Origin of the sequence: Capillimicrobium parvum (assembly GCF_021172045.1) — a bacterium.
GTDB lineage: Bacteria > Actinomycetota > Thermoleophilia > Solirubrobacterales > Solirubrobacteraceae > Capillimicrobium > Capillimicrobium parvum.
Genome location: NZ_CP087164.1, coordinates 1,474,529 through 1,497,514, shown reverse-complemented (window position 1 = coordinate 1,497,514; position 22,986 = coordinate 1,474,529). Strand labels below are relative to the sequence as shown.

Here is a 22,986-nt window from a genome sequence, read left to right as displayed (position 1 = left end):
AAGGTATCTCCTCAGCCCGCGGGACCCGAGCCGGCGGGCGCCTGCGCGACGGGCGGCTCGGCGCGGTCGGCGGGCGCGCCGCGCCGGTGCAGCCGGCCCCCGACGAAGAACAGCGTGACCACGAAGCCGAGCACGGCGATGGCCGCGTCCACGCGCAGCGCGGCGTGGACGCCGGCGATGAACGCATCGCCGGCCAGGTGCTCGAGCTCGGCGGCGAGCCGCGGGAACGTGTCCAGGAGCTGCTGGGCGGTCTCGTTGCCCGACAGGAGCTGGCCGACGGCGTGCTCCTGGGACTCGTTCAGGCCGCCGGCCACCGCGGCCTGGTCGACGTGCGAGGTCGCCGCGGATGTGAAGATCGTCGTCGTCAGGCCGAGGCCGACAGAGCCGCCGGCGACCTGGAACATGTAGATGATCCCGCCGGCCAGGCTCGCCCGGCTCGGATCCAGCGCCGTGACGGCCACCGTCGTGATGGTGGAGTAGAAGAGACCGACGCCGATGCCCGTGATGACGAGGCCGGGGACGAGGACGCCGTACGGCGAGTCGACCTCGACGAGCGAGACCAGGAAGACGCCGATCGGCAGGCAGGCGGAGCCGATGGTGAGCAGGAGCTTGCCGCCGAAGCGCTCGTACAGCGGGGCGGCGATGAACGACACGATCGAGAAGGTCGCCATCATCGGCAGGAAGCCGACGCCCGACTGCAGCGCGCTGAAGCCCATGATCTTCTGCATGATCTGCGGGGCGTAGAGCAGGATCGCGAAGAAGGTCGCCGACATGAACAGGACGGCGAGGCAGGCCGAGGCGAAGGTGCGGTTGCGCGCGACGTCGGAGGGGATCAGCGCGCGGCCACCCGCCCGCCGCTCGATCGCCATGAATGCGGCGAGCGAGAGGACGCAGATGGCGATGAGGGCGATGATGCGCGGATCGCCCCAGCCCCAGTCGGTGGCCTGGTCGAGCGCGACGAGCAGGGCGATGAGCCCGACCGAGAGCGCCGCCACGCCGGAGTAGTCGAGCTTGCCGTCGCCCGGGTCGCCGGGAACGGCCTTCACCTTGGCGTAGACCACTCCGCAGGCGATCGCGGCGATGGGCAGGTTCAGGAACAGCACCCAGCGCCACGTGAGCTCGTCGGTCAGGACGCCCCCGAGCAGCGGCCCGAACGCGTTGCCGATGCCCGCGGTGCCGAGGACGAGCGGGCCGGCGAGGCCCTGGCGCGACTCGGGGAGCACCTGGTACGTGAGCCCGAGCACCGCGGGCCACATCATCGCCCCGCCGATGCCCATGAGCGCGCGGGCGGCGATCAGGACCTGGGCCGTCGGCGCGGCTCCGGCGACGAGCGAGAAGACGGCGAAGATCGCGGCGCCGGCGAAGAAGATGCGCCGCCGGCCGAGCATGTCGGCCAGGCGCCCGCCGGTGATGATGAGCACGCCGAAGACGAGCGCGTACGCGTTGATGACCCACTGGATCGTCCCGACGTCGGCGTCGAGATCGTGCTCCATGTTCGGCAGCGCGACGCTCAGGGCGGTGAAGTCGTTGGCCACGACGAACACCGCGAGCGCCAGGGCGACGAGCGCCATCACGGTGCCGCGGTCCAGCGGCTCCCTGACGGGTGTGGCGGCGCCCTCCATGCGGCGGGGACCGTACCGCCCCGCGCGGCGGGGACCGTACCGCCCCGCGCGGCGGGCTCGATCCGGCGCACGCCGAAGTCCGTGTTCGCCGGACTCGGGCTGACCACCGCGACGTACCCGCTGCTGCGGCGTCACTCACGCTGACGTCGGCCTGCGGCCCCCCGGCCCGACGTATGGGCGGTCAGGCGCTCAGGCGCTCAGCCGGTCAGGCGCTCAGGCGGTCAGGCGCTCAGGCGGTCAGGCGGTCAGGCGCCATGGCACTTCTTGTACTTCTTGCCCGACCCGCACCAGCAGGGGTCGTTGCGGCCGATCTGGTCGACCTCGTCGACGCGCCGCTGCTGGACGGGCGCGGGCAGGATGCCGGCCTCGTCCTCGTCGTCGGGCTCGATGAGCGCGGCGCCGGGGCCGGCCTCGGCCGCCGCCGCGGCGATCGCGCCCGCGGGCGCGCCGGCGCCGCCCGAGTACGAGACGCGGCCGGAGCGGGTGGAGCTGCCGGACGGCTGGTACTGCTGCGCGGCGGCCTCCTGCTCGCCGCCGTCGGGCGCCTGCACCTCGACCTGGACGTGGTAGATCATCCGGGCGAAGTCCGACCAGATGGTGTTCATCAGGTCGGAGAACAGCTCGAACGCCTCGTTCTTGTAGGCGACGATCGGCTCGATCTGGGCGAACCCGCGCAGGTGGATGCCCTCGCGCAGGTAGTCCATGTCGTAGAGGTGCTCGCGCCAGCGCTCGTCGATGATCTGCAGCAGCAGGTAGCGCTCGAGCGCGCGCATGAGCTCGGCGCCGAGCTCCTCCTCGCGGCGGTCGTACTGGGCGACGGCGTGGGCGGCGAGCCGGCTCGCGAGCTCGGCGCGGTCCATGCCCTCGTCCTGAAGGTCCTCGGCGCCCGGGTCGACCGGGAAGATGTCTCCCAGGGCCGTGTACATGCCCTCGACGTCCCAGTCCTCGATGAAGTCCCCGGCGCAGTACTGGTCGACGACGCGGCCGATGACCTGGGCGATCTCGTCGCGCGCGGGGCCGCCCATGTCGCGGCCCTCGAGGACCTCGTCGCGGTAGGCGTAGACGATCCGCCGCTGCTCGTTCATCACGTCGTCGTACTCGAGGACGCGCTTGCGGATGAGGAAGTTCTGCTCCTCGACGCGGCGCTGAGCCTTCTCGATCTGCTTGCTCAGCATCTTCGCCTCGATGGGCTCCTCGTTGCCCTCGTCGTCGGTGGTCCCGAGACGGTCGAGGATCTTGTAGATGCGGTCGCCGGCGAACAGGCGCACGAGGTCGTCCTCGGCGGAGAGGAAGAAGCGCGACTCGCCCGGGTCGCCCTGCCGGCCGGAACGGCCGCGGAGCTGGTTGTCGATCCGGCGCGACTCGTGGCGCTCGGTGCCGACGATGAACAGGCCGCCGGCATCGCGGACCTGCTCGGCCGCCTCGGTGACGCGCTCCTCGATCTTCGGCAGGACGTCCACGAAGCGGGCGTCGTAGTCGTCGTCGCCAGGGCGGATGCCGAGCTTGGCCAGCTCGAGCCGGGTGAGGTGCTCGGGGTTGCCGCCGAGCTTGATGTCCACGCCGCGGCCCGCCATGTTCGTGGCGATGGTCACGGCTCCCGGCGCACCGGCCTCGGCGATGATCTCGCCCTCGTGCTCGGCGTACTCGGGCTTGGCGTTGAGGACCGTGTGCTGGATGCCGCGCTGGCGCAGCTGGCCGGACAGCAGCTCGGAGACCTCGACGGAGATCGTGCCGACGAGCACCGGCTGGCCCTTCTCGTGGCGGCCGACGATCTCCCGGACGACCGCCGACCACTTGCCGTCCCGCGTCTTGTAGACCTGATCGTTCTGGTCCATGCGGACCATCGGCTGGTTCGTCGGGATCTGCACGACGGGGAGCTTGTAGATCTTCATGAACTCCGTCGCCTCGGTGAGGGCGGTCCCCGTCATCCCGGCGAGCTTGTCGTACATCCGGAAGTAGTTCTGCAGCGTGATGGTGGCGAGCGTCTGGTTCTCCTCCTGGACGCGCACCCCCTCCTTGGCCTCGATCGCCTGGTGCAGGCCCTCCGACCAGCGCCGGCCCTCCATGATGCGGCCGGTGAACTCGTCGATGATCTTCACCTCGCCGTCGATCACGGCGTAGTCGACGTCGCGCTTGTAGAGCGACTCGGCCTTCAGCGACTGGTGCAGGTGGTTGACGAGATGCCCGTTCTCGGCGCGGTAGAGGTGGTCGATGCCGAGGAAGCGCTCGGCCTTGGCCACGCCCAGCTCGGTCACCGAGATCGTCTTGTGCTTCTCGTCGAACTCGAAGTCGTATTCCGCGACGAACTCCTTCTTCTGCCGCGGGTCCAGGCCCTCCGGCTTCTTGCCTGGCGTCATCTGGCGGGCGAGCTTGGCGAAGCGGAGGTAGAAGTCCGCGGCCTGCTCGGGCGCGCCGGAGATGATGAGCGGCGTGCGCGCCTCGTCGATGAGGATGTTGTCGACCTCGTCCACGATCGCGAACGGGTGGCTGGTGAGCGGCTTGCCGTCGTCGTCGTAGCGGCCGCCGTGCTGGACCTTCTCCTCCAGCGACGTCGCCATGTTGTCGCGCAGATAGTCGAAGCCGAACTCGGAGTTCGTGCCGTACGTGACGTCGCACGCGTAGGCGCTGCGCTTCTCCTCGTAGGGCTGCATGTTCTGCAGCACGCCCCAGGTCACGCCGAGCGCGTCGTAGATCGGCGACATCCACTCGGCGTCGCGGCGGGCCAGGTAGTCGTTGACGGTGACGAGGTGGACGCCGGTGCCGGGCAGGCAGTTCAGGACGACGGGCAGGGTCGCCGTGAGGGTCTTGCCCTCGCCGGTGCGCATCTCGGCGATGGAGCCGTCGTGGAGGACCATGCCGCCGATGAGCTGGACGTCGAAGTGGCGCATGCCCATCGTCCGCTTGCCGACCTCCCGGACGAGCGCGAAGCACTCGGGCAGCAGCTCGTCGAGATCCTCGCCGTCGCGGGCGCGCTCGCGCAGCACGTCCATCCGGGCCCGGAGCTCCTCGTCGGTCTCGAGCTCGAGCTCGGGCTCGAAGGCGTTGATCCGCGCGACGCGCTTCTCGTAGGCCTTGAACTGCTTGCTCTCCCCGGCGCGCAGGGCGCGATCCAACAGCGACATGCGTCCAGCGTACCAACGGCGACCACCCCGGCCGACCGGCTGCGCGCGCCGGTCGAGCGGGGGCTTTGCCCGGTGGTGAGGGGCCCTAGACCGCCGGGCGCAGGGCGGCTGCGCGGGCCTCGCGGCGCTTGCGCCGCTTGTCGCGGTGGCGCTTGACCTGGCGGGCCAGGTCATCGGCACAGAGGTTGACCGCCGATTGCGGATCGCCGGCGCTCTCGCAGGCACGCAGAGACACGCCCTTGAGGTGCAGGGTGACGTCGGCGACGTCCATCTCGGCACCGGACGTGATGCGCTCGCGCCGGAGCTCGATCTCCAGCTTCGCCAGGTCGGACACCTGCTTGTCGACCTTGGCGAACCGCTTCGTGATGCGCTCCCGCAGCTCGTCGCTGACCGGAACTCCGCGGCCCTTGATTGCGATCTGCATCGTCGGCCCTCCCTTGCTGGGTCGGATGATGGACGTCGCGTACGCGTCTTGAAGAGTACGGACGGGGGTGGCGGAGTCAAGCGGCCACGCCCTCAGCCCAGGGCTCGCGTCGCGCTGAGGGCGATGACGGTCTTCGCGCCGCCCACGCGCAGCGCCCGGGCGCAGGCGTCGAGCGTGGCGCCGGTCGTGTGGACGTCGTCGACGAGGACGGCGCGCTCCGGCGCGCTCCCGGCGAGGGTGGGCGCGAACCGGCCCGCGGACGCGAGGCGCCGGCTGCGCCCCGCACCGAGCTGGCGCGGCGCCGGGCCGCGGCGCAGGCAGGCGGCCACCGGCGCCCCGGTTCGCCGGGAGAGGGCGTCGGCGAGCAGCGCGGCGTGATCGAACCCGCGGCGACGGCGGCGGCGCGGATCGGGCGGGACGGGAACGAGCGAGCCGTCGGCGATGAGATCGGCTGCCCCCGCGGCGAGCGGCGCGGCCAGCAGGTCGGCGGCGACGAGGATCCCGCGGAACTTCAGCGCCGCGACCAGGGCCCGCGCGGGACCGTCGTGCGCCAGCGGCGACCAGGAGCGATCCCAGGCCCGCCGCCGGCCGGGGCAGGGCGCGCACGGGGGCGGCAGCGCGCAGCGCGGGCAGGTCCTGGGACCGAGCCAGTCGAGCTCCCGGGCGCACGGGGCGCACAGGGCGTCGCGCGTGCCCGGCAGCGGGTCGAGGCATGCTGGACATCGGGGCGGCGCCAAGGTCGCCAGAAGCAAGCGGTAGGAGCCGGTTCCGAGCACTCCCGCAGACTCCCGGGATCCGTGTGACGGAACAACACGCGGCCGTCACGAAAGCGTCACGGCAGGCGCGCGGAAATGTGACGGGCCGGGCCCCGCCGCCCGACGCTGCGACAATCAGCCGGGCATGTCGCCCGACGCCTCCTGGACCTTCGAGCCCGGTGTGATCGCGCTGGTGCTCATCGTGGGCGCCGCGTACGTCCAGCGGTGGCGCGCCGTCCGCGCCCACGACGGACCGCGGGGCGCCGGCGGCTGGCGGCTGCTCTCGTTCCTCGCCGGCCTCCTCGGGATCCTCGTCGCGCTGATCTCGCCGATCGACCGGCTCGCCGAGCAGATCCTCGCCATGCACATGGTCCAGCACGTGATCCTGCTCGACTTCGTCCCGATCCTGCTCATCCTCGGGCTGACGAAGGCGATCCTGCGGCCCATCACCCGCCGGCTGCAGCCGATCGAGAACGCCGCCGGCCCGCTCGGCCACCCCGTCGTCGCGGTCCTGCTCTACATCGGCGCGATGTGCGTCTGGCACATCCCTGCGCTCTACGACGCCGCGGCCCAGCACGCCTCGATCCACGTCCTCGAGCACGTCGCGTTCATGAGCGCGGGGCTCCTGTACTGGTGGCACCTCGTCGGCCCGCTGCGTTCGCGCCTGCGCGCGAGCGGCATGCAGCCCGTCGCCTACATGCTCTCGACGAAGTTCTTCGTCGGCCTGCTCGGCATCGTGCTCACCTTCGCCCCCGAGGCCCTCTACGCCTTCTACAAGGACCAGCCGGACTACTGGGGCCTGACGCCGCAGGCCGACCAGGCGGTCGCCGGGCTGATCATGGCGCTCGAGCAGTCGATCATCATGGGGATCGCGCTGGCCTGGCTGTTCAGCCGGATGCTCAGCGAGTCCGAGCGCGAGGAGCAGCGCGCCGAGCTGTATGCCGACCGCGAGCGCGAACTCCGCGTCCCCGCGCCCGCCCTCGCGACCGCCACCGCGACCGCCGCCGAGCCCGAGCCGAGCACACCACCGGCCCGCGCCGCCGCCGCCGCCGCCAAGCCGAGCCGCCGCAAGAAGAACCAGCCGACGCGCATCCGCCGCGTCTGAGCCGACCCGGCTCAGCCCTCCAGCACGGCCCCGTCGTCCACCCGCTCCTGCGCCTCCCCCGAGGCGGCGAGCTGCACCGACCCCCGCACGACGACGCCCGCGCCGAACGCGACGTCGCCCGCCACCCGCAGCGATTCGCACTCGAGCAGGGATGGCGCGCCGGCAGCGAACCGCGCCTCGAAGTCCCCGACCCGCTTGTAGAACCGGTCGTCGAGGTCGATGAACGGCGGCCGCGCGCGCGACGGCGCGAGCGTCACGTGCATCTCCTCCGTGAGCACGTAGGCATCGGACCGCAGCGCCAGCAGGTCGTCCGTGGTCTTGACCGGCGCGAACCGCGTGCGCGGCACCCGCAGAGCCCGCGCGCCCTCGAACACGCCGATCGCCGCGCCCATCGCCGTCTCGAGCTGGATGGCCGCCGGCGAGGAGGGGTCGCGCGGGTCGACCGTCTTGCGGTTGACGATCATCGGCAGCCCGAGAACCCCCTCGCGCGCCCGCATCACCGAGTCCAGGGCGCGCAGGTCGAGCCACAGGTTGTTCGTGTTGAAGAACCGATGGCGCTCGACGTCCTGGAAGGCGTCGACGTCGGAGTCCGGCGTCTGCGCGATCTCGCGCAGCACCAGCCCGCCTCCGTCGCGCCGCCGCGCCAGATGCCCGCCCTTGCGGTCCGCCTCCGTCCGGTCGGCGACCTCCATGAGGAACGGGATGTCCTGCGCCGCGAACCAGCCGAGGATCCGCGGATCGAGCACCGCTCCGAGGTTGTCGACGTTCGCCACGAACGCGTACCGATAGCCCGCCTCCAGCAGCGCAGCCAGCATGCCCGAGCTCACCAGCGCCGGGTACAGGTCGCCGTGGCCCGGCGGCGCCCACTCGAGCGCCGGGTCGGCCGGCCACGAGACCGGCCGCAGCGACTGCGCCTCGAGCTTCGGCTCCTTGTTCTGGACGAAGTCGGGCGGCACGTCGGCGGCCAACCCGGCATGGCGCGCGAGGACCTCCAGCGACGGCTCGCGCGTCGAGAAGCTGTTCATCAGCACCAGCGGCAGCCGCGCGCCCGTCCGCTGCCGCAGGGCCAGAACCTGGCGCGCCGTGATGTCGAGGAACGTCTGCCCATCCTTGACCTCCAGCAGCGACTTCGGGCCGTCCAGCCCCATGCTCGTCCCCAGCCCGCCGTTGAGCTTGAGCACCACCGCGCGGTCGAGCACGTCGTCGCCGCCGGGACCGAGCTCGTCGGCGTCGGGCAGCGCGGTCACCGGCTCGATGCCGGCCTCCGCGATCAGCCCCGAGTCGCCCGAGCGCAGACGCTCGTAGAGGTCGGCGAACGTGGCGATCGCCGTGTCGGCGACCCCCTCGGCGCGCATCTTCTCGATGCTCTCGTCCAGTCCGGCGGCGTCAGCAGTCACGCCGCGCGATGCTAGCCAGACGCGATCCGACGGGGACGGGACGGGTTCCCGCGACGCCGTCCCGCCCCGCCAGGAATCGCAGCGCCGACGCTACGCGCGCGCCCTCGCGCGCGCAGTGTCAGCCGAGTCTCAACCTTCGACGGGCGCGTCCGGCGCCCAGATGCCCAGGTATGCCCGCTGCTCGTCGCTCAGCACGTCGATGTGCACGCCGAGCGAGGCGAGCTTGAGCCGGGCGACCTCGTCGTCGATGGCGTCGGGCACCGGCTGCACCCCCGGCGGCAGCTTGCCTTCCGATCGCGCCAGGTACTCGACGCACAGCGCCTGCAGCGCGAAGCTCACGTCCATCACCTCCGCGGGATGGCCCTCCGCCGCCGCCAGGTTCACGACGCGGCCCCGCGCCAGCAGGTTCAGCCGCCGATCGCCGCCGAGGTCGTACTGCTCCACGAGCGGCAGCACGTCGCGCACCTCCACGGCGAGCGCCCGCAGCCCCGCGAGGTCGATCTCGACGTCGAAGTGGCCGGCGTTGGCGAGCACCGCGCCGTCCTTCATGCGCTCGAAGTGCTCGGCGCGCAGCACGTCGCGCCCGCCCGTCACGGTGATGAACACGTCCCCGCGCTCGGCGGCGATCAGCGCGGGCATGACGCCGAAGCCCTCCATCCGCGCCTCCAGCGCGCGCAGCGGGTCGACCTCGCAGACGATGACCTCGGCCCCCGCGCCGCGGGCGCGCAGCGCGATGCCCTTGCCGGTCCAGCCGTAGCCGAGGACCACGACGGTCCGCCCGGACAGCAGCAGGTTCGTCGCCCGCAGGATGCCGTCGAACGCCGACTGGCCGGTGCCGAAGCGATCGTTGATCGTGCGCTCGGTGCGCGCGTCGTTGACGGCGAGGACGGGGCAGGCCAGGCCGTCGAGCGAGCGCAGCCGCACCAGTCCGGTCGTGGTCTCCTCCATCGAGCCGAGCATCCCCGCGTCCGCCCCCACCGCGTGCAGCGTCGAGATGAGGTCGGCGCCGTCGTCGAGCGTGATCTGCGGACGGCTCTTGACGAGCGCGCCGATGTGGTCGGCGTAGGCGTCCGGGCCCTCACCGCGGCGCGCCTGGACGACGGCCCCGTGGCGCTCGACGAGCGCCGCCGCGACGTCGTCGCGTGTCGACAGCGGGTTGGCGGCGCACAGCGCCGTCTCGGCCCCGCCCGCGATCAGCGTGCGGACGAGGTTCGCGGTCTCGCCGGTGACGTGGAGGCACGCGGCGACCCGCACCCCATCCAGCGGGCGCTCGACCGCGAACCGCTCGCGGATCGAGCGCAGCACCGGCATGAACCCCTCGGCCCAGTCGATCCGCGCCTCCCCATCGTCGGAGAGGCGCGGATCGGCGATATCCGGGCTGAGGGGAATCGTCCGGACTCCTAGTAGCGGTAGTGGTCGGGCTTGTACGGCCCGTTGACCGGCACGCCGATGTAGGCGGCCTGGTCGGGCGTGAGCTCCGTCAGCTTCACGCCGACCGCGTCCAGGTGCAGCCGGGCGACCTTCTCGTCGAGGTGCTTCGGCAGGACGTAGACCTTCTTGTCGTACTCGTCGTTCTTCGTCCACAGCTCGATCTGGGCGATCGTCTGGTTCGTGAACGAGTTCGACATCACGAACGACGGGTGCCCGGTCGCGTTGCCGAGGTTCAGCAGGCGCCCCTCGGACAGCAGGATGACCGAGTGGCCGTCGGAGAAGACGTACTCGTCGACCTGCGGCTTGATGTTGATCTTCTTGATGTCCGGCGTGGCCTCGAGGCCGGCGACGTCGATCTCGTTGTCGAAGTGGCCGATGTTGCCGACGATGGCCTGGTGCTTCATCCGGGCCATGTCGGCGGCCTTGATGATGTCCTTGTTGCCGGTCGTCGTGATGAACACGTCGGCCGTCTCGATGACGTCCTCGAGCGTCAGGACCTGGTAGCCCTGCATCGACGCCTGCAGCGCGCAGATCGGGTCGATCTCGGTGACGATGACGCGCGCGCCCTGCGCCCGCAGCGACTCGGCGGAGCCCTTGCCCACGTCGCCGAAGCCGCACACGACGGCGGTCTTGCCGGCGAGCATGACGTCGACCGCGCGGTTGATGCCGTCGACGAGCGAGTGGCGGCAGCCGTAGAGGTTGTCGAACTTCGACTTCGTGACCGAGTCGTTGACGTTGATCGCCGGGAACAGCAGGTCACCGGTCTCGGCGAGCTGGTAGAGGCGATGCACGCCGGTGGTCGTCTCCTCGGAGACGCCCTTGATGTCGGCGGCGATGTTCGTCCAGCGCTGCGGATCCTCCTGCAGCGAGCGCTGCAGCAGCGTCAGGAAGACGCGGAACTCCTCGGACTCGGCCGTCGAGGGGTCCGGCACCGCTCCGGCCTTCTCGAACTCGGCGCCCTTGTGGACGAGCATCGTCGCGTCGCCGCCGTCGTCGAGGATCATGTTCGGGCCGCCGTGGCCCGGCCAGTTCAGCGCCTGCTCCGTGCACCACCAGTACTCCTCGAGCGTCTCGCCCTTCCAGGCGAAGACCGGCACGCCGCGCGGATCCTCGGGGGTGCCGTCGCGACCGACGACGACGGCGGCCGCCGCGTGATCCTGCGTCGAGAAGATGTTGCAGGAGACCCAGCGGACCTCGGCGCCGAGATCGACGAGCGTCTCGATCAGCACGGCGGTCTGGATCGTCATGTGCAGCGAGCCCATGATGCGCGCGCCCTTGAGCGGCTGCGCGTCGGCGAACTCCTCGCGCGTCTGCATCAGGCCGGGCATCTCGTGCTCGGCGAGCCGGATCTCCTTGCGGCCGAACTCGGCCAGGGACAGGTCGGCGACCTTGAAGTCGGTCGCGGTCAGGGCGTCGGTGGTCGTCATGTGGCTCCTCCCAAAGGATGCTCGGGTCAAGACAGGGCGGCGGCGAGCAGGCGCTGGTGCTTCTCCTGCTCGAAGCGCAGCCAGTTGGCGGCGTCAACGTCGTCGGGACGCTGCGGCTCGGCCTCGAACCACGCCTGGACCGCGGAGGAGAGATCCTCCTCGCGGCGCTGGCGGAGCGCGAAGCCCATCTCGGCAAGACCGACGTCGAACTCGGCGAGCAGCTCGCGCAGGGTGCGCAGCCGCTGCAGCTCCTCCGGCCCGTAGAGCCGGTAGCCGGCCGGAGAGCGCCGGGACTCGAGGAGCCCGATGCTCTCGATGTACCGCAGCATGCGCGGCGACCAGCCCGTCGTCTCGGCAGCCTCGTTGATGGTGAGCGCGTCCACGACCCCAACCTTACCGAGATCGTGTCAAGGTTTTGGGCGGTCCCTGGCCTCGGGGCCAGTCGAAACTACCCCCTATGAGGGGGATGTCGCGTCGATGACGCCCTTGCGGTTCCTGTGGGTCTCCTCGTACAGGCGCACCATCGCGGTGACCGTGGGGTTCACGCCGCGCAGACGTCGGCGGACCTCGGTGACCGTCATCTGGTCGTAGCCCTCCCATGGCTCCTCGACGTGGATCTCGGGCCCGGGGGAGTCGGGCGTCGTCTGCGCCTCACGCTCGGCCTCGCGGATCCGGGCGGCGTCGGCGGACGTGAGGTCAACCGTCTCGGGCGGCACCGGCATGGGTGCCGGCGGCTCGGGCGGCACCGGCATGGGTGCCGGCGGCTCGGGCGGCGGCGCGGCCGCCTCGGCCGGCGAGGTGCCGGCATCGGCCGCCGGGACGGGCGCGGGCGGCGGCTCGGAGATCGGCTCCCAGCGCTGCTCCTCCGGGGGAGGGCTGACCGCCCGCAGGACGAGCCGCACCGGCACCATCGCCAGGCTCACGCCCAGGCCGATCACGGCGCGGGTCAGGCGGAGGCCCGTGCCGATCGTGCGTTCGAGGTCGTTCGGTTCCATGGATCGGTGTCCTTCCCCGGTCGGCCCCGCCGCAACCTACCGCGCGGCGAGGCGAGCCTTGAGCGTCTCGAGCACCTCGACCGGCGTCGGGTCGATGCCCTGCAGCACCGCCGCGTAGAGCGACACGAGGTCGCCGAGGAGCACGAGCGACATGACGCGCTCGACGGTTCCCTGCCCCAGGGTCGGCACGCGCTGGATCGTGTGCGCCTGCGTCCCGATGAGCTCCGTCGTCAGCTCGATGCGCGCTCCGATGCGCGGGTGGTTGTCGCAGTCGTCGAGGAACACGGCCGAGAAGCGCCCGAGCGCGGCCGCGCCCTGCCAGCCGACGAGCTCGTTGTGGTCGAGCTCGGGCAGCTCGTGGAAGAACGCCGGGATCTTCGCGTTCTCGTTGAACTGGGTCTTCCAGCGGTAGGCGACCGGCGTCGTCAGACCCGACCCGGCGACGACGGGGATACTGCCGTGCAGCGCGTGGGCGAGCGTCTTGGCCTGGTTGCCGGCCGGCGCGTCCGGGCCCCAGAGCGCGCAGAGCTCGTCGAGGTGCGCGGCGGCGACGTCGATCTGGCTGGCCATCCGCGGCCCGGCGCCGCACGCGGCGGCGACCTCGAGCGCGGCGACGGTCATGTATCCGACGGCGGCGCGGGGCTGGAAGCCGCCGGGGACCGGGATGACCGGCACGCCGTCGCGGCGCGCCTCCTCCGCGAGCGTGCCGCCGGTGGTGACGACGACCCGCTTGGCACCGAGGAACCCGGCCGCCTCGTAGCAGGCGAGCGTCTCCTCGGTCTGGCCCGAGTACGACGCGCACAGCACCGTCGTCTCCGGCGTCGTCCAGGGCGGCAGGCCGTAGCCGCGGGTGCCGAGGATCGGCCGGGAGGCCTGGTCGCCGAGGCACGCGCGAGCCAGCGAGCCGCCGATCGCCGAGCCGCCCATGCCCGCCACGACGAGGCCGCCGGGCGAGTCCCACGACTCCAGGTTGGCTGATTCGACCCGCCACAGGGCATCGCGCAAGTGCTCGGGAAGATCGAGGATGTCGTGCAGCTCGCCCGCCGCGTCGACCTGATCGACCGCCTCGCTGCTGAGGGTGTCGATGTCCACTGAGCCGCCCATCAGAACCTCAGCCCCCCGTCCGGGATCTCGACGCCCGGGGAGATCCGGGCGCCCCGCGTCACGACGTTGTCGGCACCGATCGTCGCACCCTCCCCCAGCACCGCGCCGCCGGTGACGTGGGTGCCGTCGCCGATCCGGGCGCCGGCGGCGACGATGCAGTCGCGCAGCACGCACCGGGAGCCGATCTCGGCCCCCTGCAGCACGACCGAGCGTTCGACGGTCGAGCCCTCGCCGACGCGCACGCCGGTGCCCAGCACGACCAGGGGGCCGACCTGGGCGCCCGCGGCGACGGTGACGCGGCTCTCGACGACGGCCGGCGGCACGACGCGGCCACCCATGTCCGCGCCGGGATCGACGGAGAGATAGCCGGCGCCCAGCCGCTCGCGCACGGCGGTGTCGACCTTGCCCTCGATGATGTCGAAGGTCCCCTGCAGGTAGCGCTGGGGCGTGCCGATATCGAGCCAGTAGGCGTCGTCGGGGAACGCGTAGAGCCCGTGGCCGATGAGCCGCGGCCAGATCTGGCGCTCGATCGAGACGTTCTCGCCGGGCGGGATGAGGTCGAGGATCGAGCGCTCGAGGACGTAGGCGCCGGCGGAGATGAGGTTCGTGTCGATCTGGTCGGCGGCGGGCTTCTCGACGAACTCGCGCACCGAGCGGTCCTCCTCCAGGCGCACCAGGCCGTAGGCGGACGGGTCGTCGACCGGGACGAGGGCGAGCGTGCCCACGGCGCCCGTGCGTTCGTGCTGGGCGATCTGGCCGCTGAGGTCGATGTCGGTGAGCACGTCGCCGTTGAGCATGAGGAACCGCTCGTCGAGCAGCTCCTCCGCGTACTTCAGCGCACCAGCGGTGCCGCGCGGGTCGGGCTCCTCGACGAAGCGCAGCCGGATGCCGTAGCTCGATCCGTCGCCGAGCACGTTGCGCACGGCGGTGGCGAGGAACCCGCACGACATGATCACGTCGTCGACGCCGTGGCGCGACAGCCATTCGAGCATGTAGGCGATGAACGGGCGGTCGACGAGCGGGACGACCGGCTTGGGCACGGTGGAGGTCAGCGGCCGCAGCCGCGTGCCTTCACCGCCGACGAGGATCACGGCCTGCATCAGGAGCCTCTTCCGATTCCCTCGTAGGCGAGGCCGGCGGCGCGGACCGCCTCGGGATCGAGGGCGTTGCGCCCGTCGATCACCGTCGTGCCGGCCATGCGCGCCGCGACCTCGACCCAATCGAGCTCGCGAAACTGCGGCCACTCCGTGACCAGCACCACCGCATCGGCGCCGTCCACCGCCCCGAGCTCCGTGTCGGCGAAGTCGACATTCGGAAGCAAACGCCGCGCCTCGTCCTCGGCCACCGGATCAAACGCCACCACGCTCGCCCCATCGGCCTGCAACCGCGCCGAGAGCACCAGCGACGACGCCTCCCGCATGTCGTCCGTATTCGGCTTGAACGCCAACCCGAACAGCGCGATCCGCTTGCCCACCAACCCACCCAGATGCTTCTGCAACTTGCCGATCACCCGCCGCTTCTGCAGCTCATTGACCTCGATCACCGAGTTCAGCAACTGAAAGTGATAGCCCGAATTGCCCGCCAACTGCTTCAACGCGCTGACGTCCTTGGGAAAACAACTCCCCCCGAACCCGATCCCCGCCCGCAAGAACTTCGGCCCGATCCGCTCATCAAGCCCCATCCCCCGCGCGACCTCCAACACATCCGCGCCCGTCTCCTCACACACATTGGCGATCTCGTTGATGAAGCTGATCTTCGTCGCCAAAAACGCATTCGCCGCCAACTTCACCATCTCCGCCGACGCAATATCCGTCCGCACCAACGGCGCCCCCAACGGCGCATACAGCCCGACGACCGCATCACCCGCCCAATCGCCGTCATCGCCCACCACAACCCGATCCGGCCCCAGGAAATCCGCGACCGCCGACCCCTCCTTCAAAAACTCCGGACACGACACATAGCGAAACCGCTTGCCCTGACGCGCGAACTCGCGCTTGATCGACGCCCCCGTCCCCACCGGCACCGTCGACTTCATCACCAACGCATGCCGATCCGACGGCGGCATCGCCCCCACCACCGCATGCACCGCGCTCAGATCCGCATCCCCCGAATACGTCGGCGGCGTCCCCACCGCCACGAACAACAACCGCGCATGCCCCAACGCATCCGCGATATCCGTCGAGAAATGCAACCGCCCACGATGCCGCTCGACCAACTCCCCCAACCCCGGCTCCCAGATCGGCACCTCCCCCGCCCGCAGCCGCGCCACCTTCTCCGCATCGACATCGATGCACCACACCTCATGGCCCAACTCGGCAAACCCCGCCGCCGAGACCAGACCCACATATCCGGTGCCGATGACACCGATCGGTTCGCGAGAAGCCATGCGGCGCGGGAGGCTACCGGCTGGGACGGCCACTTCGCGTGCCCGCGCCCAGAGTCAGGTGCCCACGCGCCGCAGCGACTGGGCGATGCCGATCATCTGCTTGTTCGTCAGCGTCTGCAGCAGCGTGTTCGACACCCAGTACACCGCGCCGCGCGTCCGCCACGCCACCAGGCGCAGCCGGTCGCCGTCGTAGAAGAGCTCGTAGGTCCGGCCATGGATCCGCTGCTGCTCGCTCGGGTTGTCGAGGATCGGCGCGGCCTTCCAGGTCGTGCCCTGGATGCCGTAGTACTGGCCGAGGCCGGGGGCCCGCACGACGAGGCGATACGCCTTGTACTTGTGGTCGTTGCGGTCGCGGATGACGTAGGCGCGCGGGCTGGACTGGTCGCTCGTGTAGGTCGAGCCGACCGCCGCGAGCTTCGGGTAGTAGACCGGCAGCGCGCCGCCTCGCGGGCGCTTGCTGAGCGCGACGGCAACCTGGATGCCCTGGTCCTCGGCCGGCGTCGGGTTCTCGAAGGTGCCGGGATACGTCGCGCTCGAGCGCTTGCTCGTGCTGCGCCGGCGCTGGCTGTCGCCGCGGCGCGGCTTCGGCGTCCCGCGCGCCCCCTTGGACGCCTTGGCGACCATGAACTCGTGGACGGTCTCCTGGATGTCCTCGGGCGTCGCGGTCACGTACTCCTCGCCGATCTCGGAGCGGAAGTGCACCTCCTGGACCGGGTTCTTCGCCGACTCGACGCTGAGCTTGAGCAGCTGCAGGATCGACTCCGTCCCGCGGATGTCCGTCTGCGTGTTCTTCGCGAAGATCTTCAGGAGCTCCTTGCGGTCGTTGAACAGCTTGGAGACGCCGACCTGCTCCTTGGCCTGGCGCAGGAAGTCCTGCTGGCGCGCTGCGCGTACGAGGTCCGTGTCGAAGTGGCGGTAGCGGACGTAGTCGAGCGCGCGCTGGCCGCACATCTTCTGGTAGCCCGGCTTGACGTTGATCGTCGCGTAGTCGTACGGGCTGCCGTTCGGCGGGTTGTTGTCGTTGTAGTAGCGCCGGTCGGCGTCGACGTAGACGCAGCCGAGGCGGTTGACCGCGTCGCGGAACCCGCCGAAGTTGATGTTCACGACGTGGTTGATCGGGATGTCGAGCAGCTTGCTGACCGTCTTGACGGTCAGGCCCGGTCCGCCGAGCGCGTACGCCGCGTTGATCTTGTCGGTGACGATCCCGCGCTTGGTGTCGATGTCGACCTTCAGGTCACGGGGGATCGACATGACCGCGGTGGCGCCGCGGCCGGGGTCGAGGCGCAGCAGGATGATCGTGTCCGACCGCGCCGGGTTCTTCTGCTTGATGTCGATGTAGCGGCGGTCGGAGCCGAGCACGAGGATGGTCTGCGGCTTGCCGGCGTCCACGTCGGCGAGCACGTCGGTCGTGCCCTTGGGCAGCGGCGCGCTGAAGTTCTGGAACGTGTCGGCGATGTCCTTGACCTGCAGGAGCGCGGCGGTCGCGGTGGCGCCGGCCGCCGCGAGGACGATCACGACGCCCGCGAGCAGGATGCGCAGGACCAGCCGGCGCCCGGGGCGCGGCGGGCGCTCCGAGTCCTCCCACGTGCTCACCGGGCCACCCGGCCGCCGTCGTAGGAGACGACCCGCAGCGGCTGCGGCTGCGCGGCCTCGCGCAGCGCCGCCGGCAGCTCGTCGACGAGCGTGCCGAGCGCTGCGCGGTAGCGCTGCAGCGACGACAGCGACACCCACTCCTCCGGCCCGTGGTGGCCGCCGCCGACCGGGCCGAACTCGACTGCGGGGATCCCGTGCTCGAGGAAGCTCACCGCGTCCGACGCGCCGTCGCGGCCGACGGACAGCGCGTCGCCCTCGACCGCCCGCCCGACGGCGGCGCGCAACGCCAGCACGTACGGGTTGCTGCGGGAGACGATCGCCGGCACCCGGTTGAAGCAGCGCACGATCTCGAGGTCGGCGATCGAGCGGATCTGGGCCAGGATCTCGCCCGGATCCTGGTTGGGCAGGTACCGGATGTCCACGTCGACCCAGCAGCTGTCCGGGACCTTGTTGAAGGCGTCGCCGCCGGCGATCCGGGAGAGGTTGATGGAGGGGCGGTCGAAGAGGTCGGAGCTCATCCGGCTGAAGGGCAGCGTCTCGATGCGGCGGAACACGTCGTGCGCCTTGAGGATCGCGTTGTCGCCGAGCCAGGGCGTCGATCCGTGCGCCGCTCTGCCGTGGACTTCGACGCGGACGGCCAGGACCCCCTTCGCCTGCACGCCGATGTGCAGATCCGTGGGCTCGCCGGTCACCGCGAAGTCGGCGTCGCCGAGCGGCCCGGCGACGAGCGCGTCGATCGAGCGCGAGTCGACGTCGTCGGACTCCTCGTCGGGGACGCAGACGAAGCGCACGTTGACCGCACCCTGGCCGCCGACGTCGCGCAACGCGAGCATCATCGTGGCGAGCGCGCCCTTCATGTCGTAGGCGCCGCGGCCGTACAGGCGGTCGCCCTCGACGCGCGGCTCGAACTGGCCGGGGTGGGCGGGGACGACGTCGACGTGGCCGTGGAAGATCACGCGCGGGACGCCGGGGCCCGTCGGCCCGACCTCGGCCATGATGACCGGCAGGCCCTGATGCACGCCGTCGACGACGCGGATGTCGCGCGCCTCGAGCCAGCCCTTGACGAACCCGGCGGCGGCGCGGAGCCCATCCTTGGACGCGGTGTCGTACGTGATGAGGCGCTCGGCCAGGAGGCGCTCGTCCATCCGGCTCATCGTAGTGAGCCGGGCGGCGCGCCGGAGGCGGTGCGGACGGTCACCAGGTGCGGATGCGCTCGGGCGCGCTGCGCCGGCCGGCTCGCAGGCGGGCGTCGAGCACGGTCAGGCCGCCAGGGTGCAGCCGTACCGGGTTGAGGTCGCCCTCCACGAGCTCGGGGACGTCCTCGAAGAGCCGGGCGAGGCGCAGGACGCAGTCGGCGAGCGCGTCGCGGTCGGGCTCGGGCCCGGCGGCGCCGCCCTGCAGCCAGCGATCGACGACCGGCGCGGCGGCGAGCAGCTCGACCGCGTCGACGTCGGTCGCCGGGGCCAGGCGAAACGCGACGTCGCCGTACAGGCCGGCCTGCCGGCCGCCCGCGCCGACGCCGGCCACGACGCCGAGCGCCTCGTGGTTCAGCGCCCCGACGAGCACGTCGACGCCGCCCTCGGCCAGGGGCTGGACGATCGCGCCGTGCCAGTCGCGGCCGGCGCGCCCGACGCGCTCGACCAACGCGTCCCAGCCCGCCCGCAGCGCGGTCTCCCCCTCCAGGCCGAGCAGGACGGCGTCGATCTCGGTGGCGTCCACGGGCTTCGAGAACGCCGCCTTCAGCGCGACGGGGCCGCCGATCGCCTGCGCGGCGCGGACCGCTTCGCCGGGCGTCGCGCAACGCGTGCCGTGCAGCAGCGGGATGCCGTGGCGCTCGAGCAGGGCGGCGACGTCGGCATCGTCGAGCCAGCGGGTCTCGTCGCCGTCGCCGAGCGCCGCGACGACCTGCGCGCGCGCCGCCTCGCCGTCGGCGTCGTCGAACGCGGGGCCCTGGCCCAGGGGGCGCGAGAGCCACTCCCGGCGCTCGGCGGCGAGCGCGAGCACCGCCGCGCATGCCTCGGGGAAGCGGAAGTTCGGGACGCTGCCCGGGGCCGGCGCCATGCGGCCGTCGGCGCGCACGCACGAGGCGGCGACCGGCTTGGCGCGCGGCGCGTCGCCGGCGGGCTCGAGCGCGGCGAGCATGGCGTCCGGCGCGACGCCGGCGAGGTCGACGGTCAGCACGATCGCCGCGTCGACGCCTTCGTCGCCGAGCACGGTGTCGACCGCGACGCGCAGGTGCTCGGGCGTGGCGGAGATGCCGAGATCGACGGGGTTCGTCGTACGGTCGGCGTCCGGGACCGCGACGGCGAGCGCCTCCTGGGTCACCGACGACAACCGCGCGATGCTCAGGCCCCGCGACAGGCACGCGTCCGCGGCCAGCGTGCCGAGACCGCCGGAGTTCGTCACGACCGCGACGCTGCGCCCGCCGGGCAGCGGCTGGCGCTCGAGCAGCGCGGCGGTGTCGAACAGCGCCTGGGCGCCCTCCACCCGCAGCACCCCGGCCTGGCGGAACAGCGCGTCGAAGACCGCCTCGCCGCGCAGCGCGCGGCCGGTCTGGGACCCCTCGCCGTCGCCGATCGCGACGTCGCGGTGGCCCTTGACCGCGACGATCGGCTTGCGCCGCGACACCCGGCGGGCGAGCACCGAGAAGCGCCGCGGGTTGCCGAAGCTCTCCATGTAGAGCGCGATCACGGCCACGCGCTCGTCGTCCTCCCACCACTCGAGCAGGTCGTTCGTGGAGACGTCGGCGCGGTTGCCGAGCGTGACGAAGCTGGCCACGCCGAGCCCGCGACCCACGGCCTGTCCGAGCAGCCCGATGCCAAGGGCCCCGGACTGCGACGAGATCGCCAGCCGCCCGGCCGGCGGCTCCACCTGGCTCATCGCCGCGTTGAGCGTGACGGCGGGGTCCGTGTTGATGAGGCCGAGGCTGTTGGGGCCGATGAGCCGGACACCGTGGTCGCGGCAGAGGTCGACGAGCTCCTCCTGACGCCGGCGGCCCTCGTCGTCGCGTTCGGCGAAGCCAGCCGAGACGACGATCAGCGCCCGGACCCCGGCGCCCGTGGCGTCGCGGGCGACGTCGAGGACCTCGGACGCGGGGACGGCGAGGATCGCCAGCTCGGGCGGCTCGGGCAGTTCGGACACGCGCGCGTGGGCGCGCACGGACTGGACCACGGGCGCCGCCCGGTTGACCGGCGTCGCGATGCCGCTGAACCGCGCGGCGAGGACGTTGGCGAACAGCCGGGCGCCGACGCTGCCGGGCTGGTTGGATGCGCCGACGACCGCCAGCGAGGACGGCGCGAGCAGCGGGCGCAGCGACGCGACGGTCGCCTGGTGGTCGCGCTCGGCGATGCGCTCGGCGAGCGTCTCGCTCGGGCGGATGTCCAGCGCCAGCTCCACGACACCGTGGCTGGACTCGCGCTTGACCGCGAAGCCGGCGCTCGAGAACACCCCCAGCATCCGCCGGTTCTCGATCATCACGGACGCGTCGAAGCGGTCGATGCCGTGCTCGGAGGCGACCGCCGCGAGCTGCTCGAGCATCCGCGTGCCGAGGCCGCGGCCCTGCTCGGAGGCGAGCACCGCGAACGCGACCTCCGCCGCGCCCAGCTCGCGCAGGCGCTCGTAGCCGGCGACCGCGACGATCTCGCCCTCGCGGTGGGCGAGGAGCGCGACGCGGTTCTCGCCGTCGGCGGCCGCGTAGTGGGCGGCGACGCGGTCCGAGCGGATGTGGCCGTGGAAGCGCAGATACCGGCTCTCGGGATCGAGCCGGTCGAAGAAGTCCTTGATCGCCGCCTCGTCGTCCGGCGTGGGCTCTCGGAGCCGCAGGACGCTGCCGTCGCGCAGGATGACGTCGCGGACGAGGGGCATCGCCGGCACAGCGTACGGTGGGGGCGCGGCGCCCCTCCGCGGTGGGTCAGCCCGCCGTTCGCGCCTGCTCGCGCTCGCGCAGCTCGATGCGGCGGATCTTGCCGGTGAGGGTCTTCGGGAGGTCATCGACGAACTCGACCTGGCGCGGGTAGGCGTAGGCGGAGTGGCGGTCGCGCACGAACGTGCCGATCTCGCGCCCGAGCTCGTCGGACGGCTCGTAGCCGGACGCCAGGATGATGAACGCCTTGACGACGGTCCCCCGCCGCTCGTCGGGCGCCGCGACCGCCGCCGCCTCGGCCACCGCGGGATGCTCGAGGCACGCCGACTCGACCTCGAACGGGCCGATCCGGTACCCGGCCGAGATGATCACGTCGTCCGCCCGCCCGGCGTACCAGACGTAGCCGTCCGCGTCGGCCATCGCGGCGTCCTTCGTGTGGAACCACTCGCCGCCGAAGGTCTCCTCCGTGGCCTCGGGCTTGTTCCAGTAGCCCAGCGGCCAATGCGGGTTGGAGCGCGCGCGCAGGCAGATCTCACCGCGCTTGCCCTGCGGCACGGGCTTCTCGTCCTCGTCGAGGATCGCGACGTCCCAGCCGGGCATCGGCCGGCCCATCGAGCCTTCCCGGACCTCCATCCACGGGAAGTTGGCCACGAGCGGATAGGACTCGCTCAGGCCGTAGTAGTCGAGCACCGTCACGTCGTACTGGTCGCGGAACCACCGGATCGCCTCGGGGTTGAGGGGCTCGCCGGCGCTGCACACGTTGTGGAAGCGCTGCGGGAAGCGCGTGCGCGCGTCCGTGATGGACATCATCGAGCGGATCGCGGTGGGGGTCGCGAAGACGTGCGTGACCTCGTGGCGGCTGAGGAAGTCGAGCTGGCGCGCGGGATCGAAGCCGCCCTCGCGCTGGAGTACGCACTGGACCGCGCCGAGCCGCCACGGGCCGAGCAGCGGCGAGATCCCGGCCGCCCACGCCCACTCCCCCATGCCGTGGAAGCGCACGCCGTCCCGCACCTCGTGGCAGTATGTGAACTCCTCGTGCGCGAGCAGATAACGGTGCGCGTGCAGGATCCCCTTGGCCAGCCCGGTCGTGCCCGACGTGTAGTAGAGCTGCGCCGGATCGTCAGCGCTCGTGTCCACGCTCTCGAACGCCGTGGGCTCGTCCTCGACGCCCTCGAGCGTGACGACGTTCGCGCCGAGCGCCTCGAAGCGCTCGCGGTTCGCCGCGTCGGTGACCAGGACCTTCGCCGTGGAGTCCTCCAGACGGTGCCGGATGCCCTCGTCGCCGTAGAGCACCGACATCGACAAGAGGATCGCCCCGCTGCGGTAGACCGCCAGGAACGTTGCCGCGGCATCGGGCGTGGCCGGCAGCACGACCGCGACCCGGTCTCCTCGCTGCACACCGTTGGCGGCGAGCCGGTTGGCGATCTGCATCGAGCGGTCCTGCAACTCGCCCCAACTGACCTCCGTGACGGTGCCACGCGCGTCCTCGTGGATCATCGCGAGCTTGTCGCGCGGGTGGCGGTCGCAGACGTCGGCGGCGATGTTGTAGCGGTCCGGCACGTCCCACCGATGGGCGGCGACGACCTCTTCGTACGTGGGCATCACGCTCTCCTCGAGTCCAGGGCCTGAGAGGGTCTACCAGCTTTCACGGCTCGTCACGCACCGGCGGCCGCGGCCACCCGTCTCGGCAGCCAGGAAGGCGGCGGCGCGTGCCGTTTGGGTGGGCTTTGTAGACGACGATCGGCGGGGGCGAACCCGGTCGA

At 71.8% G+C, this 22,986-nt stretch carries 17 protein-coding genes; 1 reads left to right on the top strand and 16 read right to left on the bottom strand.

Annotation, left to right across the window (positions count from 1 at the left end; genetic code table 11):
- Nucleotides 1–11: 11 nt before the first annotated feature.
- From DSM104329_RS07365 to DSM104329_RS07350, 4 genes are all read right to left on the bottom strand, one after another.
- The gene (locus DSM104329_RS07365) at nucleotides 12–1,622 is read right to left on the bottom strand and encodes an MFS transporter (RefSeq protein WP_259314754.1); all 1,611 of its coding nucleotides are present in this window, start codon (nucleotides 1,620–1,622) and stop codon (nucleotides 12–14) included.
- Nucleotides 1,623–1,867: 245 nt separating this feature from the next.
- Complete coding sequence (secA, locus tag DSM104329_RS07360) at nucleotides 1,868–4,744, bottom strand: preprotein translocase subunit SecA (protein WP_259314753.1); 2,877 nt, start codon at nucleotides 4,742–4,744, stop codon at nucleotides 1,868–1,870.
- An 85-nt stretch (nucleotides 4,745–4,829) separates the two neighbouring features.
- Nucleotides 4,830–5,168 (bottom strand): ribosome hibernation-promoting factor, HPF/YfiA family, encoded by a 339-nt coding sequence (gene hpf, locus DSM104329_RS07355; RefSeq protein ID WP_259314752.1) that lies wholly within the window; start codon nucleotides 5,166–5,168, stop codon nucleotides 4,830–4,832.
- A gap of 92 nt (nucleotides 5,169–5,260) precedes the next feature.
- Nucleotides 5,261–5,905, bottom strand: a complete 645-nt coding sequence (locus tag DSM104329_RS07350) for a ComF family protein (RefSeq protein WP_259314751.1) — start codon at nucleotides 5,903–5,905, stop codon at nucleotides 5,261–5,263.
- 163 nt (nucleotides 5,906–6,068) lie between these two features.
- On the opposite strand from DSM104329_RS07350, the gene DSM104329_RS07345 reads away from it, so the two are divergent.
- Nucleotides 6,069–7,028 carry a cytochrome c oxidase assembly protein gene (locus DSM104329_RS07345; RefSeq protein ID WP_259314750.1) on the top strand — a complete coding sequence of 320 codons (960 nt, stop codon included), beginning with the start codon at nucleotides 6,069–6,071 and terminating at the stop codon, nucleotides 7,026–7,028.
- Between the two features lie 11 nt (nucleotides 7,029–7,039).
- Here the strand turns inward: DSM104329_RS07345 and DSM104329_RS07340 are convergent, their stop codons facing one another.
- From DSM104329_RS07340 to DSM104329_RS07285, 12 genes are all read right to left on the bottom strand, one after another.
- Nucleotides 7,040–8,425: a UTP--glucose-1-phosphate uridylyltransferase gene (locus DSM104329_RS07340; protein WP_259314749.1), complete on the bottom strand. Its 1,386-nt coding sequence runs from the start codon at nucleotides 8,423–8,425 to the stop codon at nucleotides 7,040–7,042.
- A 129-nt stretch (nucleotides 8,426–8,554) separates the two neighbouring features.
- Nucleotides 8,555–9,796 (bottom strand): adenosylhomocysteinase, encoded by a 1,242-nt coding sequence (locus tag DSM104329_RS07335; RefSeq protein WP_259316191.1) that lies wholly within the window; start codon nucleotides 9,794–9,796, stop codon nucleotides 8,555–8,557.
- A gap of 29 nt (nucleotides 9,797–9,825) precedes the next feature.
- The gene (gene ahcY, locus DSM104329_RS07330) at nucleotides 9,826–11,283 is read right to left on the bottom strand and encodes an adenosylhomocysteinase (protein ID WP_259314748.1); all 1,458 of its coding nucleotides are present in this window, start codon (nucleotides 11,281–11,283) and stop codon (nucleotides 9,826–9,828) included.
- A gap of 26 nt (nucleotides 11,284–11,309) precedes the next feature.
- Entirely contained in the window at nucleotides 11,310–11,666 is a 357-nt protein-coding gene (locus DSM104329_RS07325; protein ID WP_259314747.1) for a MerR family transcriptional regulator, read from the bottom strand.
- Between the two features lie 72 nt (nucleotides 11,667–11,738).
- Nucleotides 11,739–12,278, bottom strand: a complete 540-nt coding sequence (locus tag DSM104329_RS07320) for a hypothetical protein (RefSeq protein ID WP_259314746.1) — start codon at nucleotides 12,276–12,278, stop codon at nucleotides 11,739–11,741.
- 36 nt (nucleotides 12,279–12,314) lie between these two features.
- The gene (locus tag DSM104329_RS07315; RefSeq protein ID WP_259314745.1) at nucleotides 12,315–13,382 is read right to left on the bottom strand and encodes a bifunctional phosphoglucose/phosphomannose isomerase; all 1,068 of its coding nucleotides are present in this window, start codon (nucleotides 13,380–13,382) and stop codon (nucleotides 12,315–12,317) included.
- The gene (locus tag DSM104329_RS07310; protein ID WP_259314744.1) at nucleotides 13,382–14,482 is read right to left on the bottom strand and encodes an NDP-sugar synthase; all 1,101 of its coding nucleotides are present in this window, start codon (nucleotides 14,480–14,482) and stop codon (nucleotides 13,382–13,384) included. Before DSM104329_RS07310 ends, DSM104329_RS07315 begins: the two co-directional genes overlap by 1 nt.
- The gene (locus DSM104329_RS07305; protein WP_259314743.1) at nucleotides 14,482–15,768 is read right to left on the bottom strand and encodes a UDP-glucose dehydrogenase family protein; all 1,287 of its coding nucleotides are present in this window, start codon (nucleotides 15,766–15,768) and stop codon (nucleotides 14,482–14,484) included. The genes DSM104329_RS07310 and DSM104329_RS07305 overlap by 1 nt, the downstream gene beginning before the upstream one ends.
- A 54-nt stretch (nucleotides 15,769–15,822) precedes the next feature.
- On the bottom strand, nucleotides 15,823–17,361 hold the full coding sequence (locus DSM104329_RS07300; protein WP_259314742.1) for an LCP family protein: 1,539 nt from the start codon (nucleotides 17,359–17,361) through the stop codon (nucleotides 15,823–15,825).
- Nucleotides 17,358–18,506 (bottom strand): M20 family metallopeptidase, encoded by a 1,149-nt coding sequence (locus tag DSM104329_RS07295; RefSeq protein WP_259314741.1) that lies wholly within the window; start codon nucleotides 18,504–18,506, stop codon nucleotides 17,358–17,360. The genes DSM104329_RS07300 and DSM104329_RS07295 overlap by 4 nt, the downstream gene beginning before the upstream one ends.
- Nucleotides 18,507–18,555: 49 nt before the next feature.
- Nucleotides 18,556–21,225: a bifunctional acetate--CoA ligase family protein/GNAT family N-acetyltransferase gene (locus DSM104329_RS07290; RefSeq protein WP_259314740.1), complete on the bottom strand. Its 2,670-nt coding sequence runs from the start codon at nucleotides 21,223–21,225 to the stop codon at nucleotides 18,556–18,558.
- 46 nt (nucleotides 21,226–21,271) lie between these two features.
- Nucleotides 21,272–22,825, bottom strand: coding sequence for an acyl-CoA synthetase (locus DSM104329_RS07285; RefSeq protein ID WP_259314739.1), 1,554 nt, complete (start codon nucleotides 22,823–22,825; stop codon nucleotides 21,272–21,274).
- Nucleotides 22,826–22,986 lie beyond the last annotated feature (161 nt).